General features: G+C 55.0%; 12 protein-coding genes. 11 read left to right on the plus strand and 1 reads right to left on the minus strand.

The genetic code is table 11. The annotated features are described in order from the left end of the window. Positions 1–61: 61 nt before the first annotated feature. From BC443_RS15025 to BC443_RS18370, 5 genes are all read left to right on the plus strand, one after another. Complete coding sequence (locus BC443_RS15025) at positions 62–973, plus strand: Abi family protein (protein WP_071232643.1); 912 nt, start codon at positions 62–64, stop codon at positions 971–973. A gap of 65 nt (positions 974–1,038) precedes the next feature. Further along, entirely contained in the window at positions 1,039–4,275 is a 3,237-nt protein-coding gene (locus tag BC443_RS15030; protein ID WP_071232644.1) for a type I restriction endonuclease, read from the plus strand. Positions 4,276–4,497: 222 nt separating this feature from the next. After that, entirely contained in the window at positions 4,498–4,704 is a 207-nt protein-coding gene (locus tag BC443_RS18685) for a hypothetical protein (protein ID WP_139284338.1), read from the plus strand. Positions 4,705–5,105: 401 nt separating this feature from the next. Further along, the gene (locus tag BC443_RS15035) at positions 5,106–5,954 is read left to right on the plus strand and encodes a hypothetical protein (RefSeq protein ID WP_048308404.1); all 849 of its coding nucleotides are present in this window, start codon (positions 5,106–5,108) and stop codon (positions 5,952–5,954) included. Then, the gene (locus tag BC443_RS18370; protein WP_083387440.1) at positions 5,954–9,148 is read left to right on the plus strand and encodes a DEAD/DEAH box helicase; all 3,195 of its coding nucleotides are present in this window, start codon (positions 5,954–5,956) and stop codon (positions 9,146–9,148) included. Before BC443_RS15035 ends, BC443_RS18370 begins: the two co-directional genes overlap by 1 nt. Before the next feature lie 537 nt (positions 9,149–9,685). Here BC443_RS18370 and BC443_RS15045 read toward each other — a convergent pair. Then, a complete protein-coding gene (locus BC443_RS15045) occupies positions 9,686–10,837 on the minus strand; it encodes a PD-(D/E)XK nuclease family protein (protein ID WP_071232646.1) in 1,152 nt (383 codons plus the stop codon). 302 nt (positions 10,838–11,139) lie between these two features. Here BC443_RS15045 and BC443_RS15050 point away from each other — a divergent pair, with 302 nt between their 5' ends. The 6 genes from BC443_RS15050 (at position 11,140) to BC443_RS15075 (ending at position 16,830) form a co-directional block, all read left to right on the plus strand. Beyond that, positions 11,140–12,144, plus strand: a complete 1,005-nt coding sequence (locus tag BC443_RS15050; RefSeq protein ID WP_247643300.1) for a TRAP transporter substrate-binding protein — start codon at positions 11,140–11,142, stop codon at positions 12,142–12,144. Between the two features lie 72 nt (positions 12,145–12,216). Next, positions 12,217–12,735, plus strand: a complete 519-nt coding sequence (locus BC443_RS15055) for a TRAP transporter small permease (RefSeq protein WP_071232648.1) — start codon at positions 12,217–12,219, stop codon at positions 12,733–12,735. Beyond that, a complete protein-coding gene (locus tag BC443_RS15060) occupies positions 12,732–14,012 on the plus strand; it encodes a TRAP transporter large permease (RefSeq protein WP_083387442.1) in 1,281 nt (426 codons plus the stop codon). Before BC443_RS15055 ends, BC443_RS15060 begins: the two co-directional genes overlap by 4 nt. 14 nt (positions 14,013–14,026) lie before the next feature. Continuing rightward, a complete protein-coding gene (locus tag BC443_RS15065; protein WP_071232649.1) occupies positions 14,027–15,226 on the plus strand; it encodes an alpha-hydroxy acid oxidase in 1,200 nt (399 codons plus the stop codon). Positions 15,227–15,288: 62 nt separating this feature from the next. Next, positions 15,289–15,957 carry a GntR family transcriptional regulator gene (locus tag BC443_RS15070; protein WP_071232650.1) on the plus strand — a complete coding sequence of 223 codons (669 nt, stop codon included), beginning with the start codon at positions 15,289–15,291 and terminating at the stop codon, positions 15,955–15,957. Positions 15,958–16,137: 180 nt separating this feature from the next. Beyond that, positions 16,138–16,830 (plus strand): DUF1003 domain-containing protein, encoded by a 693-nt coding sequence (locus tag BC443_RS15075; RefSeq protein WP_071232651.1) that lies wholly within the window; start codon positions 16,138–16,140, stop codon positions 16,828–16,830. Positions 16,831–16,976 lie beyond the last annotated feature (146 nt).

Genomic DNA, 16,976 nt, shown 5'->3' on the forward strand with positions numbered 1-16,976 from the left:
CACCCCCCACGCCTCTCCCTGAAGCGCACCTTGGGGGGTTACTTTTTTCTGGAGGCCGGCCTTGCAGTTCAACAAGCCCCCGCTGAGCTTAGATGATCAGCTCGACCGGCTCATCCAGCGGGGGCTGACGGTGCCGGACTGCCAGCGGGCGCTCCACTATCTGCGTCATCTCAACTACTACCGGTTGGGCGCCTATTGGTTGCCCTTCGAGGCCGATCACCAGACGCATCGCCTGCGCCCCGGCACCACACTGGATGACGTACTGAATCTCTATGTGTTCGACCGGGAGTTCCGGTTGCTGGTCATGGACGCCATCGAACGCATCGAGGTCTCTATTCGCACCTGCTGGGCCTACCACATGGCCCATACACACGGGCCCCATTGCCACCTTGATCCGACCCTGTTCAAGTCACCTCACCGTTCTTGGCGTCACGAGGAGCGGCTCCGTGCCTTGGAAGGGGAGGTGCGGCGCAGCCAGGAAACCTTCATTCGCCACCTGAGCGCTACCTACGATGAGCCGCTGCCTCCGATCTGGGCCCTGGTAGAGATCATGACGTTCGGCCAGCTGTCCCAGTGGTACGCCAACACACGACCGCGCCGAGATCGTAATGCCGTGGCACGTGAGTACGACTTCGATGAAAGTGTGCTGACATCGGTGCTGCACCACCTGAGCACGGTACGCAACCAGTGTGCCCACCATGCACGCCTGTGGAACCGGGAGTTCACCTTCCTTCCCAAGCTGCCAAAAGATCGGCCTGCGGCGGTGCTGGACACTCTGTCCTTTGACGCGTCGCGACGTATCTACAATACCCTCACTCTGATGCTGTATCTGATGGATGTGGTGAACCCCCACCATCACTGGCGGGAGCGGCTGGTCGGGCTCATCGATCACCATGCCGTCAATGTGGCCGAAATGGGGTTTCCTGACGACTGGCGAGATCGCCCTTTATGGGCAACTCATCGTCCTAAGTAGGCTTCTCCTCCTAACCCCAAAGCGCTAGGCTGTTACTCATAATTACGCTAAACGCAGGGGATAACATGGCGGATAGCAGGGAAGCCCGCTTTCAGCAGGACATCATCGAGGCCATGACGGCCCACGGCTGGAGAAGCGGTCCGGCCAGCGGCTTTGAACGCACCTCGGCGCTCTATACCGAGGATCTGCTCGGCTACGTACGCGAGGCCTGGCCCCAGCGCTGGGAGAAGTTCAGCAAGGCCAACCCCCAGGCGCCGGAAAAGGTGTTCGTGCAGAAGGTGGTGCGCGAGCTGGAGCGGGTCGGCACCCTGGAGGTGCTGCGCCACGGCTTCAAGGTGCCGGGGGTGAAGTTCGACTTGTGCAGCTTCCAGCCCGACCACGGCATGAACCCGGATTCGCTGGCCCGTTACCGCGCCAATCGCCTGCGGGTGGTGCCCGAGGTCTCCTACTCGCCCCACGCCCGGGAAGGGCAATACAACCCTCGCCTCGACCTGGTTCTGTTCGTCAACGGCATCCCCACCGCGACGCTGGAGCTCAAGAGCCAGTTCAAGCAGACGGTGGAGAACGCCAAGCGCCAGTATCGCCAGGACCGCCCAATCAAGGATCCCGCCTCCCGCAAGCCGGAGCCGCTGCTGACCTTCAAGCGCGGTGCGCTGGTCCACTTCGCGGTGAGCCAGGACGAGGTGGCCATGACCACCAAGCTGGCTGGCAAGGATACCTACTTTCTGCCCTTCAACCGCGGCACGGCGGAGGGCGGTGCCGGTAACCCGCCGGCGCCGGACAAGGCCAGCTACGCCGCCGGCTATCTGTGGGAGGAGGTGTTCGCACGGGATGCCTGGCTGAAGGTGCTCGGTCGCTTCCTGCATCTGGAGAAGAAGCCCTATGAGGACTTCCACGGTCGGCGCGGCCATAAAGAGACGCTGATCTTCCCCCGCTATCACCAGTGGGAGGTGGTCAATCGCCTGGTGCAGACCACCCTGGCCGAGGGGCCAGGGCAGCGTTACCTGGTGCAGCACAGTGCCGGCTCCGGCAAGTCCAACTCCATCGCCTGGGCGGCCCATCAGCTGGCCAACCTCTATGCCGAGGACGGCACCAAGCTGTTCAACTCGGTGATCGTGGTCACCGATCGCACGGTGCTCGACAGTCAGCTGCAGGACACCATCTATCAGTTCGAGCATGCCCACGGCGTGGTGTGCCCGATCACCCGCGATGTTGGCAACCAGAGCAAGTCGGAGCAGCTCGCCGAGGCACTCGCCAGCAACACCCGCATCATCATCGTCACCATCCAGACCTTCCCGGCGCTGTTCGACGCCCTGGACAAGCGCCCCCAGCTGGCCGAAGGCAACTACGCGGTGATCGCCGACGAGGCTCACTCCTCGCAGACCGGCAGCTCGGCCAGCAAGCTCAAGGCGCTGCTGGCGGCCGCGGGCGAGACTGCAGAGGGCGATAGTGGGAGCGAGAGCGGCGGCGAGCTGGAAAACCGCGAGGGCATCGGCGAGCTGGAAATAAGCGCCGAGGCGATGCTGGATGCCGCGGTGGCCTCACGCCGCCCCAGCGAGCGCATCAGCTACTACGCCTTTACCGCTACCCCCAAGGCCAAGACCCTGGAGCTGTTCGGACGTGCGCCGGATCCCGATCTGCCGGCCAGTGGCGACAACCTGCCCGAGCCGTTCCATCTCTACTCCATGCGCCAGGCCATCGAGGAGGGCTTTATCCTCGATGTGCTCACCAACTACGTCACCTACAGCACCGCCTGGAAGCTCGCCCACCCCGATGGCGAGGAGCAGGAGGTCGATTCCAAGAAGGCCTCGCGCACCCTGGCCAAGTGGGTGCGCCTGCACCCCTACAACATTGCCCAGCGGGTCGAGGTGATCGTCGAGCACTACCGCGACAACGTGCGCCACCTGCTCGACGGCCAGGCCAAGGCCATGGTGGTCACCGCTAGCCGCCAGGAAGCGGTGCGCTATCAGCTGGCCATGCGTGACTATATCGCCGAGCAGGGCTATGACGATGTCCACCCCATGGTGGCCTTCTCCGGCAGCGTGTCGCCCGACGAGGTGATCCCCGAGGAGGTCACCGAGACCAGCCAGCTGCTCAACCCCGGGCTCAAGGGGCGCAACTTGGCCGAGGCGTTTGACACCGACGACTTCAACGTGATGATCGCCGCCAACAAGTTCCAGACCGGCTTCGACCAGCCCAAGCTCTGCGCCATGTACGTGGACAAGAAGCTTCAGGGCGTGGACTGCGTGCAGACCCTCTCGCGGCTCAACCGGCTGTTCCCCGGCAAGCAGACCTTTATCCTCGATTTCTACAACGACGAGCAGGAGATCCTCGACGCCTTCGCGCCCTACTACCGCAAGGCGGAGCTGGCCGATGTCTCCGACCCTCAGGTGGTCTACGACCTGCAGCGTAGCCTGGATGCCAGTGGCATCTACCAGTGGCCCGAGGTGGAGGGCTTCGCCAAAGCCTTCTTCGATCCCAAGGCCCCGGCATCGAGCCTCAGCTACTACTGCCGCCCCGCCCAGGACCGCTTCAAGCAGAAGTATCAGGCGCTTCTTGAACAGCTGCAGACCTGGAAGGAGGCCCGCCGCGTCGCCGAGCAGAATGGTGACGACAAGGGCCTCAAGCGCGCCGAGCAGGAGCTCAAGGAGGCCGGCACCGCCCAGGACGAGCTCGACCTGTTCCGCAAGAACCTCGCCAGCTTCGTGCGCACCTACGAGTTCCTCAGCCAGATCGTCACCTTCGACGACGCCGAGCTGGAGCAGCTGTGCGTCTACGCCCGCCACCTCACTCCGCTGCTGCGCATCGACCGCCTGCTGGAAGAGGAGAGCATCGACGTCAGCGAGCTGGAGTTGACCCACTACCGCCTCACCAAGCGTGAGGAGAAGCGCCTGCGCCTGGAGGAAGCCGAAGGCGACTACGGCCTCACCCCGGTCAGTGAGGTGGGCTCAGGCAAGCCCCACGACCCCGAGAAGCAGCGTCTGGCCGAGATCATCGACCGGCTCAACGACCTCTACGGCGCCGAGGTCAGCGACGACGACAAGCTCCACTTTGCCAACGGCATCGCCGACCGCATCGAGCGCGACGAAGCGGTGATGGCCCAGGTACGCAATCACAGCGAAGACCAGGTGATGCATGGCCTCTTCCCGAAGAAGGTCACCGACGCCGTGCTCGACGCCCTCAGCGACCACGAGAAACTCAGCATGCCGTTGCTGGAAGACGAGGAGACGGGGAGGCAGTTTGCGCTGTTGATTTTGAAGCTGTTGGCGGGGAGGTCGAACCGTGACTCGCGTGCTGAGTAAAAACTTACGGTAGGAGTCTGTCATGGCGGATAGCGATCCAAAACCGATATGTCGGAAAAGGCAGCATGCTCGTTGATTGGTGTTATATAGCCAAGTCAACGAAAATACAACGAAAAATCAGTGGTTTGATGTGGCGGTATAAGAATGTTGAACGCGCGCGCTCGTTCAAGTCAATAAACGAGCGCGCTGTCTAATACCTGTTAGCTACAAGGGAGGCTGAACGTGTTAAAAGCTGTAGGGATTTTTCTGATAATTTTCGGAGGCCTTGGCTTGGTGCAGAATTTACGATTCTTGCTGGCTTTACGTAAAATCAGCAAAACCGCCCCTGATGAAACACCAGTGAAAACAGCAGTCAATGAGCATTTTCTTGGGCTTTTAGCTTTCTCGGTCGGTATGTTTTCATTGGGTATTTATTTAGTTCAGAGGTAGAGACGTGGCCATATTGGGTGTGATCTTGATTATTGTAGGCCTTAGTGCCGGGGTACAATCATTTCGTGTTCAAGGAACATTAAACGAGATACTGAAGGCTGGCCGAGATCCGGATTCTCTAACATCTACCTTGTGGACGCAGCGGATAATCAGCGTTTCTTGTTTGGGTGGTGGCTTATACATATTGCTGTAGCTAACAAACGGCAGCAGGCGGATAGCCTACACTACGCGGTTTTGTGTTATTCGCTGTCGCTCAAAAATTAACACAAAATCGCTCCGTTACGGCTACCGCTGTGCCGGGCGTTATACGCTCGGGCTGGTAAGTCTGTTTTCTCACCAAAGCGGACATTTGACTCGTCCTGATATCGAGTAATTTTTTAGATAAACAAGGCTTATTTTTAATGACTCCAGATCAAAGCTGGGCTGCACTTGAGATCACTGGCTTTCCAATTGATGATGATTGTGTCGGGTCAAAATGGAAAGTTGAGAATGAAGATCAATTGGCTCGCCTTATAGCAATAGTTGTTATGGGGCAGGCTGCGCAGGCAGCTCATATTATTGATGAATTGTTACCGGCAGCACCTGCATTTACTAATGAGGCACTCAAAGAGGAAGCAGTGATAAAGTTCACTGTTCAGGAAGTGGCTCAAACTCCACGAATGGGCTATCCCAGAATTCAAAGGGATGGCTTGATATTTGAAATTATTTCTTGGATAGCTGCCAAACAGGTGTCCGGTGAAAAAAGCTTTCTTAAAGACCCGCACACGAGCTCTACATCTCAAGGTTTAGACGGGATCATGATAGAGCTTAACGAAGATGGCAGTGAAATACTCAAATCCACCATCTTTGAAGATAAGTGCACGGACAACCCTCGAGATACATTTACGCAGAAAGTAATACCTGGGTTCTTAGATCGGCACGGAAACACAAGAAATGCAGAACTTATTGCTGCCGCTGCAACCCTTATCCAGTTGAGTGGAGTTAGTAATGTGCAGGCCATGTCTATGGTTCGCAAGGTAATTGATAACTCAAGCAGACAATATCGAGCAGGTTTTGCGTTAACTCAGGATTTCGATACGGAGGAAGCCCAAAAGGCACTGTTTAAAGGGTATAACAAAATAAAGGATATAAACCAGGAACAACGCATTGGTGCAAGCCTCATTGTAGATGGTAAGTTAAGGGATTGGTTTGATGCGTTGGCAACAAAAATCATTGCTTACATAAAACAGTTAGATGCGGAGCAGGATTAATGTTTGATCCAGAAACAGCTTCACTCCTTCGATCTGCTCCCGAGTTCCCTGACTTAGCCCCTAAAGACCTGCCGCAACTCTTAACCGGTCACTATGCGCAGATTGTCTCTATGAGGCTTGGTGGAGAAGAACAATTAGGCCAGGAAGGTGGTTGGACATTAGATCGTATTGCGGACACCTATGAGCTAGTAGTTTCTATCAATAGCGATCCGTCTATTAGGCGATCCTCTGCATTTGTTGCTGCGAGTGCTCAGCAATTGATAGCAAGGAGAGAGGAATTATTAGAAGAAGAGATTGCCGAGAGGGAAAATGTCAGCAGGGATCGTTTAGCACCTGAAATTGCGGCTGTCCTTCTATTTCTTGCGGCTGAACAATACGCAGATGCCCTTGAAGCCGCATCCAAGGTGAAAATCGAAAAGGAGGGGCAGCATTACCTTGTTACCGAATTAGTCAGACATATAGTAGATTTGGCTAAAGGTCGGCTAGTAGATATTGTTAATAGGAGCAATGAAAGAGTAGGTTTTGTTGTAGAGCAGGAAGTTAATGTCGAATTTTCTGCTTTTATCGCACTGGTTCAGTCTCTAGTCTTCGGCATAGAAGATCTATCAAAAATAATCTTAGGAATTGGTTTGGACGATGCCCAAACCCAATCTCCCAAAGCGATTTTTGAGCATGTCAAATCACTAGCAGCTTCAATCAAGAGGGATGCCTTGGCATGTGGAGTAGAATTCACGTTTCCTGGGATTACTCACCTAGCATCATTACTCACTGCAACATATGACGGGATATCTGAATCTGCGCTCACTAAGCTAGAGCCCCCACAGGGCTCTGGGACTGAATTTTGGCATAATTGGATAGCGTTACGAGCAAAAAAATTCCCTTATATTTGGCCTAATCACAGAAAGGCTCTCACAGAGGGTTTCCACCACATTGGTACGTCTGCTGTAATGGTTTTACCAACAGGAGCCGGAAAAACGACTATTTCCTCAATAAAAATCGCTAGTGCTTTATCGCAGGGGAAAAAGGTAATTTTTCTTGCCCCAACTCATGCGCTTGTTGAGCAGCTTACCGTCGATCTGCAAGAGATGTTCCCCCAAGACATTTTAGGTTCGACAGTATCAAGTGACTTTGACTTGCTTTTCCAGGTTGGTGCAGTTCTCCCTGAAATTGAGGTAATGACACCTGAGAGATGCTTAGCAATGCTCTCTTTCTCTCCAGAATCCTTTGATGATGTTGGCTTATTAGTATTTGATGAATGTCATTTGCTCAGCCCGCAATCGGGAAAGATACGCAGATCGTTAGATAGTATGCTTTGCTTGCTTGCATTCAATAGAATTGCCCCAGAAGCGGATACTCTTTTTCTCTCTGCGATGGTGAAAAACGGAGAAGAATTTGCAAAATGGATTAATCAATTAACGGGTAGAAGTTGTATTAGCGTTGATCTGCTATGGAAGCCGAGCAGGCAGGCTCGCGGAGTTGTAATTTACGCAGAGAATGACGTTCAATCCATAAAAGTAAACGCAAAAAATGTGCAAGCGCGTCTTGATAAGCAGGCCGGGAGCCGTGCCGCAAATTTAAGATCTGCTTCATCCAGGGAGTTGGTCATAAATCCTTATGCCATTTGGGGCTTACAGCACAATTGGCTGGATTTGGAAAACAATAATGCGATCTGTACTTTCACAAAGCTAATGCAGGATAAAGTTTTACTTAGCGGAAAGCTTTATCAAAATAACTTAGCCATCACCCCTAATGTAAACAGCGTTGCTTCAACATTGGCCGTGACAAGTGCCAGTAGTCGACTCAAAACTATTGTATTTGTTAACCAAAAGTCTCATGCCATATCTACTGCTAAAAGTATTTCTATTGCGCTTGGTCAAAACATTGTCCCAACGGTAGATGAAAATCACAGATGGGATGCGTTAGAGTTAGAGCTTGGAGGGCTTGAGCATTCATTGCTAACCAAGGGAAGCGCCGCAGTCCCCCATAACGCATCGATGCTACGCATTGAAAGAGAGCTGTCTGAACGTATGTATAAACGTGCAGACGGTGCAATGGTTATTGTTGCTACCCCAACGTTAGCTCAAGGCCTTAATCTCCCTGCGCAAATGGCGATTTTGGCAGGAGATAAACGTGCTGAAAAGGATGGTCGCCAACTTTTGGAGGCGCATGAATTATTGAATGCTGCGGCACGCGCAGGTAGAGCTGGGCATCTTGCAAATGGAATTGTATTGCTAGTACCCGAGCCGATTCTCATTTTTCCTGAAAATAGAAGCTTGAACAGAGATGTCGTAAGTAAATTGCAGTCATTAATCCCAGAAGATGACAGATGTGTAGAAATTTCAGACCCAATATCTAGGGTTTTAGATGAAATTTCCAATGGCAATACCCTAGACCGTGACGTGATGTACTTAGTTAATCGACTCTCAACCCTGAGTGATTCTGAAAACGATGAAAGCTCATTTTTCAACCTTAAATCCTCTTTTGCTGCATTCCGATCTGGGACGAATAATGAAGAGCAGAGATTTGATGCCCAATTAGTTGAGTTGGAAAATCTTGTGAAACTTAAAAACAGCGATGAAATTGATCAGTCTCTATCAATTCTAGCGTCACAAAGTGGGTTGCCACCACTTGTACTTTCACGTTTGAGGTCCGCGATTACTAAAAATATTGGAGCTTTACCAACGTCAATTAATGAGTGGGCTATTTGGCTATTCAATTGGTTTAAGACTGATCCAGAAGCTAAAGAACTGTTACTCTTTGATGTAAAAATGTCAATTCTCGGGGCAACTGGACGAAATAAAAATGGTGAGCTCTCTGATGACGTTCTAGATGCCCTATCTCCGGGGGTATGTGCGTGGCTAAGTGGCTCACCACTAAGAGACGTAGAGAGTGCTTTGGGGGGCAATCCAGATTCAGATAATGCAACCGCAAAAGCCTGTCCACGAGCTAGAGAGTTGGTCGGAACAGTTTTACCAAGAGGCCTTTCTTTTATTATGGGTTTGGTGACACGTATTGTTACTGAAATAAGTCCGTACGATAACCAGGAGAGTCTATCTTCCGAAGTAGTAGAAGCACTAAGTACAGCAATCCGTTTAGGTTATGATAGCCCTGAAAAGCTAGCTTTCTCAATTGCAAATCCTGCTATTTTATGCCGGGTTGCAGTTCACCAAGCTTATTCTCAAAAAATGCCTTAACAGGATATCCAATGAAGTCGAATTTGAGATTTTCAATGTCTGCTATTGGTCGGATTCAGACATCGAGATCATGGTCCATATCGCGTATAACAATCGGCTGCACGGCGACCAGTTTTCCGACGCTTTCGCGGCTCCAAACCGGCGCGTGAGCCGGGCGTTAAATTTGCACTGGCTGAGTGTCCTCTTTTAGCCGTAAGAGATCAGCATGCCTTTGAGGCGAGCAGTTTTTCGCTCCCCCTGAGGCATGCTATTCGGGAGAGAGGAAGATCTCAAACGGTACACGAGCGGTACACACACCAGATTCGTGTGCTATCCTCATCTTTCGCTAACCTACTGATTCCAAAGAACTGTACCTTTCGCTCAATTACGGTTGCTTTTCCTTTTGTATCAGTAACTTATTGTTTTAAAAGCGAACTCATAATCCCTTGGTCGCAGGTTCGAGTCCTGCTGGGCCCACCATCGCCGATGTCGTTATCATTCAGTGTGATATTCAAAGGGTGTCAAGGCTTCTTCCATCTCACACCGTAAAAACCTTCGTCATCTGGAGACGGCCAACAAGGTTGCTTCGTGACGGACCTCGTCGGTGAGCACTTTCAATGCGCTACCCTGTTGCAACAGTTCGAATGCGTCACAAACGGCGCGGCGAATCGCATCTCGCTGTTCTTCCATAGTGGTCGTCCCGCGCAGCACGTCGAGCAGGGGCGTCTCCAGGTACAGAGGATGATGGCGATTGGCCGGGCGTTCCTCGAGGTGATCGTAGAAGTGCCAGCCCCGGTGGGGCGTCCGCTCGCGAAGCTGTTGCACGAGTCGCCGATAGCTCGGCAGTTGCGGGTAGATGTCGTGCAGCTTGACCGAGAAGTCGAGAATGACGTTCAGCATCACCTGGTCGGTATGCCGGTTCTGCACCAAGTGGTCGCGCCCGTCGAGAATCACCCCCACGAACAGCCCCGGCATCCAGTGAAGAGGCCCACCGGCGGGGATCAGCTCGAACCCCAGCCGGCCCCAGCGCGTCTTGGGGCTGCGTCCTTCATAGCGCTCCGCGAGCGGCCATTCCTCGTACGCCAGCGGTGTCAGCGCATCCGCCAGTTGCTCCGGAAAACGCCACGCCACCGGGTAGAACGCCACCGCCTGATGGCTGATCGGCGCCGCCGGATGCAGCCCCTCGTGCCGTAGCAGTGCCAGGAAGCTGGCGATATGAAATTGCTCCGCCGGGTCGGTCAGCGTTTCGTGGCGTGCCTCGAGCAGTTCGTACACGTCCTCCCAGCACAGGCAGCCGTGCGCTTCCGGCCGATGCTGACCGGTATTGGCGGAGACCACGATCACCCGCGCGGACTTGCCGGGAAACTCCGACGCCGCCAGCTCGCGATACTTGTTCACCTGCTCGGCCGAGAGCGGCGCATGCACCTTGTGCTCGAAAAGCAGGGCGCCGCCCGGCCACTGGGCGAGCATGTCGAGCCGCGCCCCCGGATAGGGCGCTTGTGTCTCCCAGGTGATGTCCTGATCGGCATCGGGCAGCTCGAGGCGATCCGACTCCGGCACATGGCTCATGACAGTGTCGAGAAAGGCGTCAGCCACCTCGCGGGAATTCCGCAGCAGCCAGGCGAAAATCTCGGTGAGGTAATCCTCGAGGCTATCGCGGCCTTCTCGGGGGCGATAGCGGCGGAGGCTGACCAGCAGGGAGTCGTCCATCGATGCAGTCCTGGCAGTAAAGGGAAGGGGCGCCATGCGTCACGGCGCGCAAGGCGCGTAAAGGTACCTTGTAAAGGACGCGATCCCAAGCTCGGTGGTCATTGTGAAGGACCATCGCAAAGAAGCCATCGCTCCTGACCTGCACGCCTCGACCCCCGCTCATCGCCAGCACAAGCGCCAGACGTTCGTGTTTAGACAAAAGTCTTTCTAGGCGCACCGTGAAGTGAATACTAGTATATCAGCCGGCTTCATAGAGAGCCTTCGATGCCAGCGCCTGTATCAGCGAACGGAGAGCACAACGAATGACATATTCACTCCCAGCCATCATAGGCCGCACTCTGGTTGGTTCCGCATTGGTGGGAACGGCCATGTTTGCCGGACATGTCTACGCACAAAGCACGGCGACCATCAAGGTCGCGAGTTACTTCGCGGAAGATCATCCTCAAAACGTGGCCATCCGCGAAAAATTCAAACCGTATGTCGAAAGCCATTCCGACATGCAGGTGAAGATCTACCCCAACAGCTCGCTCGGCGATGAGCGGCAATACACCAATGGCGTCAGAACCGGCAGCATCGAAATGGCGATTGCCGGGATGGGGCTGCAGACCGCCAAGCCGCAAATCGGGTTTCCCGAGTGGCCATTCCTGTTCGAAGACTATGACCAAGCACAGTCGATGCTTAATGGCCCTGTCGGCGAGAAGATCGATCCCTATTTCCGTGAGCTGGGGGTAGAGCCCCTGGCGTGGACGGCGAATGGGTTTCGGGTTTTCTCGAGCAAGGAAAAAATCGACAGCATTGACGACTTCGATGGCTTCAAGCTGAGAATGCCCAACCTGGAACTTTACGTGGAAGTGGGGCAGGCGTTAGGCGCCAACGTGCAGACCATGGGGATGTCCGAAGTCTACCCGGCGCTCGAGCAGGGGGTGATCGATGGACAGGATAACCCCCTGGCCACGCTTTATCGCTCAGGGTGGTATGAAGTGCAGAACAACGTGCTGGAAAGCCGGCACATGTTTAGCCCCAACGTGTACCTGATGAATCAGCAGTTTTACGACAATCTGAGCGATGACGAGAAAGACGTCATCCAGGAAGCCTCTCGCCAATCCATGGAGATGGAGTGGCAGCTGATGCGGGAATCCGCGTCCCAGATCAAGCAAGAGCTAGAGCAGGCCGGCCTGGAAGTGACGGAACCGAGCCAGGAATTCCACGATGAAATGGTGAAAGCCGTTCAGCCGATCTATGACGACTTTTACAGTCAGTATGACTGGGCTGAAGACATGGTGAACATGGTCCGTGAAGGCTCTTAAGGTCTGTCATAAGAATGCCATGCGAACTCCTGAAGTTCGCATGGCAAAACCGAGTATATAAGGGGTGGTTTCATGTCGATGACGACCTTGTTCGGTTTCTTGAAAAAGTCGATCAAATTTGCCATTGCCGCTGCACTGGTATTGATGGTGGGGTTCGTATTTACCAATGTCGTTCTCCGCTATGCCTTCGATAGCGGGCTGACATGGTCCAGCGAGGTGGCACGATACCTTTTCGTTTGGGTCGTGTTCTTGGGAGCCATTCTCGCAGTGATGGAACATAGCCACTTGGGAGTGGATATCCTGGTGCGCCATATTCCCGGTTGGCTTCAGAAGTTGCTTTTTCTGTTGACGACGGCCCTGACCGTGGCGGTGATGACGCTCGTGGTCAAAGGGCTTCTGGTCCTGATCGAACTGAATGTGGGGATTACAGGGCCCGCCACCGATATTCCCATCAACAATTACTACTATGCCGGCATGATCGCGGCCATTCTGATGTCCGCCGTGATGGCGTACCAAGCATTGAGCTTTGTCCTGACCGGCCGCAATGGCCCCACATGGGCATACGATCATGACCAGGAGTCGGTGTCATGATGGTCGTCGTCTTCCTCGCCGTGCTGTTCTCGTTGATGTTGATCGGCATGCCGATCGCCTTCGCCATGCTTAGTTCCGCCGTGGTGATGATGTGGACCCAGGACATGTTCAATGTCACGACACTGGCCGAGCACTTCATCACCGGTGCGAATAGCTTTGCCTTGATGGCCATTCCCTTTTTCATCCTGACCGGCGAGATCATGAATGCCGGGGGCGTTTCCAAGCGCATCGTCGACTTTGCCTCGTCACTGGTGGGCCATGTGAAAGGCGGCCTGGGCTATGTCGCCATCGTGGCCGGCGTGATCTTTGCCGGGTTATCCGGCTCCGCGGTTGCCGATACTGCGGCGCTGGGGGCGATCCTCATTCCCATGATGGTGGCGCAAGGCTACGAGAAAAAGCGCTCGACCGCCTTGGTAGCCTCCGTCGGCATCGTGGGGACCGTGATTCCGCCAAGCATTCCCTTGATACTTTATGGGGTCGTGGGCGGCGTTTCGATTACCGGGTTATTCATGGGCGGTATCGTGCCCGGGATTATCATGGCGATCGGTATGACGTTCACCTGGTGGTTGGTCGCGCGCAAAGCCGATACCAAACGACTCGAGCGTGCAAACTGGCAGGCGCGGCTTCACACCTTCAAGCGTGCCTTCTGGGCCTTGCTGCTGCCCCTGATCATTATCGTCGGCCTGCGCGGCGGCGTGTTCACGCCGACGGAAGCGGGCGTCGTCGCTGCGGTATACGCGCTGTTGATCAGCCTCTGCTATCGAGAAATTCGCCTGACGCAGCTGTTCGATGTGCTTACCAATACCGCCAAGACCACGGCCATCGTGATGCTGATCGCCTCGGCGGCCATTGTCACGGCGTATGCGATCACGGTAGCGCAGGTTCCTTCCCAGATCGCGGCAGGGCTCACGAGTATTACCGATAGCCCGACGCTGATGCTCTTGATCATCATGGTCATACTGCTGCTGTTCGGCTGCGTGATGGACATGACGCCCGCCGTGCTGATTTTCGCGCCCGTGCTGATTCCCGTGGTCGAGCAGCTCGGTATCGATCCCGTCTACTTCGGTGTGGTGATGATCATCAACCTCTCCATCGGCTTGATCACACCGCCGGTGGGCACGGTGCTCTATGTGGGGTGCAGCATCAGCCGAATCAGCATCATCGAAATTTCGCGCGGCATATGGCCGATGCTGTTGATGTACGTGGCGATCCTGTTTGCACTGATTCTCTTCCCCGAGATCGTGACCTATCCCTTAAGTATTCTGCATAACGGTTGAATGATGGAGCTGACATGAAAAGAAGCATGCCGCGCAGACAGCGCTACGATCAGGCACTGAGCATCGCGGAGCTTGCCGAGATCGCACGCCGACGGCTTCCGAACTTCGTCTATGAATACATTCATGGCGGCGCCGACGACGAAGTCAGCCTGCTGAACAACCGGGCCGTCTTCAACCGCTATCGGTTCACGCCCAAGACGCTGACCGATGTCAGTCAGCGGGATCTCGGCCGAGACCTGTTGGGCCACCGGGTGAGCATGCCGGTCGTGATCGGGCCGACGGGGTTCAACGGCATGATCACCCAGGACGGGGATTCCAAGCTGGCCCGCGCTGCGGCGGCCCGGGGGATTCCCTTCACGCTGAGCAATGCCTCGACCGAGCCGCTGGAAGAGATCGCCAAGGTCCCCGGTGGATGGCCATGGATGCAGATCTACTTCTATCGCGACCATGACTATGTGAAGAACCTGGTCGACCGCTGTCGGGCGTCAGGCTACGACACCATCGTCGTGACCACGGATAGCGCCATCTACGGAAACCGGGAATGGGATACGCGCAATTACGCGCGTCCCCTCGTGCTCAATTGGCGCAACAAGCTGCATGTGTTGAGCAGGCCCCGCTGGATGAAGGATGTGCTGTATCCGCATGGCGTGCCGACCTTCAAGAACCTGGGGGACCTCTTGCCGCCCGAGGATTCGTCCGTGCAGGGTGCGGCTGCCGAGATAGGCAAGCATCTGATGCCCTCTCTGAACTGGGAGGACATTCGCTGGCTGCGGGATAACTGGTCCGGCAACTTGTTGATCAAGGGCATCCTGTCGGTGGAAGAAGCTCGCACGGCGGTGGAATACGGTATCGATGGCATCGTGCTGTCCAATCATGGGGGGCGCCAATTGGACAGCTCCGTCTCGCCGATGGAAATCCTTCCCGACGTCAGGGCCGCTGTCGGTGACGCGCTCACCATCTTGCTGGACGGCGGTTTCAGGCGCGGGAGTGATATTCTCAAGGCGGTACTTCTGGGAGCAGACGCGGTACTGCTCGGCCGCACGACACTCTACGGGCTGGGCGCCGGCGGCCAGGCGGGCGTCGATCATGCGCTTGGCTTACTGTTCAAGGAGATGGATCGCACCCTGGGGCTTCTCGGATGCAGCAATCTTCAGGATCTAGACCGCTCGTTGATACGTGATTCTTGCGTGCCGCGAACGGTTAGCCCCGCGTAGGGCGGAAGGTTAGGATGGGGGTAACAGAACGTAATGGGCCGCGTTAGTCTGGAGTCGAAAGCATGATGAAAGGGGTGCAAGAACGGTCGTCGAGTGATCGTGCCTATAGCGATATACGCGACAAGATCATTACCACCGTACTGAAACCCGGTGAAAGGATTCACGAAAAAGCGCTGTCGGAAGAGTTCGGCATCAGCCGCACGCCGATTCGAGAAGCCTTGATGCGACTGCGCTACGATGGCTTCGTCGATATCTTCGCCCAGCGCGGCACATTCGTGACGCCCATTCGACTCGATGTCGTCAAGGCGGCCCATTACACGCGCTCGGTACTGGAATGCGCCCTGATACGCGACGCCGCCGCGCAATGTAGCGACCGCGATGCTCGAGATCTGTACGATAACCTCGAGCATCAGCGGCTAGTTTATCGGCAAGGGCAGTACTACAAGATCGAAACCCTCGACGAAGAGCTTCATCAAAAGATTGCCGATATCGCTGGGCGACCGTCAGTGTGGCAAATCATTTACCACGTTCAGCTGCATATCAACCGTGTCCGGATGTTGTTTCTTAACGAAGAACGCGTGCCTGCGATCGTCGAGGAGCACACGCGGATTATCGAAGCCATCGCCAAGCGCGATCCCGACGCTGCGGAAGACGCCATGAAGGTACATTTGCAATTTATGGATCAGAATATCCAGAGGCTTGCCGAAAGCTACTCGGAATATCTTTCTTGAGGGTATGATTCCGTCTACCTCTTGAGCGACCGTGACTGGTCTTTTCGCATTCATGCTAAGCTGGGGCTAGCCATAGCATCCCGCCATTTCTCTCCCACCGCTCAATACCATTCCTATCGGGTTGACAATGCCGTTTAATCTGTCTCGATGTTTCCGGTCGTGATTCAGGTGGGAATGGCAATGGACGATACGCATAGGGGGGTATGCCACGTTTGCCAGCGTCGGTTCGAGGCGGGGAGTCTCAAGCCCTGGATTGCCGTGCGGCCGGGTGTGTCTGCGTTGATCGCCAGTGCGGCGCCCGGCTGGGAAGAGGGCAGGATGATCTGCCGCGAGGATCTTGCCAGGTTTCGTCATCTCTACGTCGAGAGAATGCTGGAGCAGGAACGCGGTGAACTGGGCGAGCTGGAACACCAGGTCATCGAGAGTCTCAATAACAGGCAGCTCATCTCGAAAAACCCGGAAGACTTGCTGGACAAGGCCGCGACGTTCGGGGAGCGCATGGCGGACCGGGTGGCGCTTTTCGGTGGTTCCTGGGCCTTCATCCTGACGTTTTCGGCCGTGCTGCTGGTGTGGGTCGTTATCAATGTGGGCGGGGTGTTGGCCAACCCCTTCGATCCTTATCCCTTTATCCTGCTCAATCTCGTACTTTCCAGTCTGGCGGCGGTCCAGGCGCCGGTGATCATGATGAGCCAGCGCCGGCAGGAAACCAAGGATCGGTTACGAAGCGAAAACGACTACCGCATCAACCTCAAGGCAGAGCTCGAAATTCGGCAGCTTCACGAGAAGATCGACCATCAGATGGCCCGACAGTGGGATAAATTAATCGAACTTCAGCAGATTCAGATTGAATTGCTGGAAGAACAGAGCAAGTAAAGGCTATATGAGTCGCTCTTGTTCGTCGCTCGCCTGGGAAATGATTAGGCTCCGAAGTGTTAACTGATATTACGCTCTGTCTGAAAAATAGACCCGTAAACAGCGCTCGATGCAGGCCAGCGTGACCATGGCACGGTAACTTTTTG

The sequence above is a fragment of the Salinicola sp. MIT1003 genome (assembly GCF_001858555.1).
Classification (GTDB): domain Bacteria; phylum Pseudomonadota; class Gammaproteobacteria; order Pseudomonadales; family Halomonadaceae; genus Salinicola; species Salinicola salarius.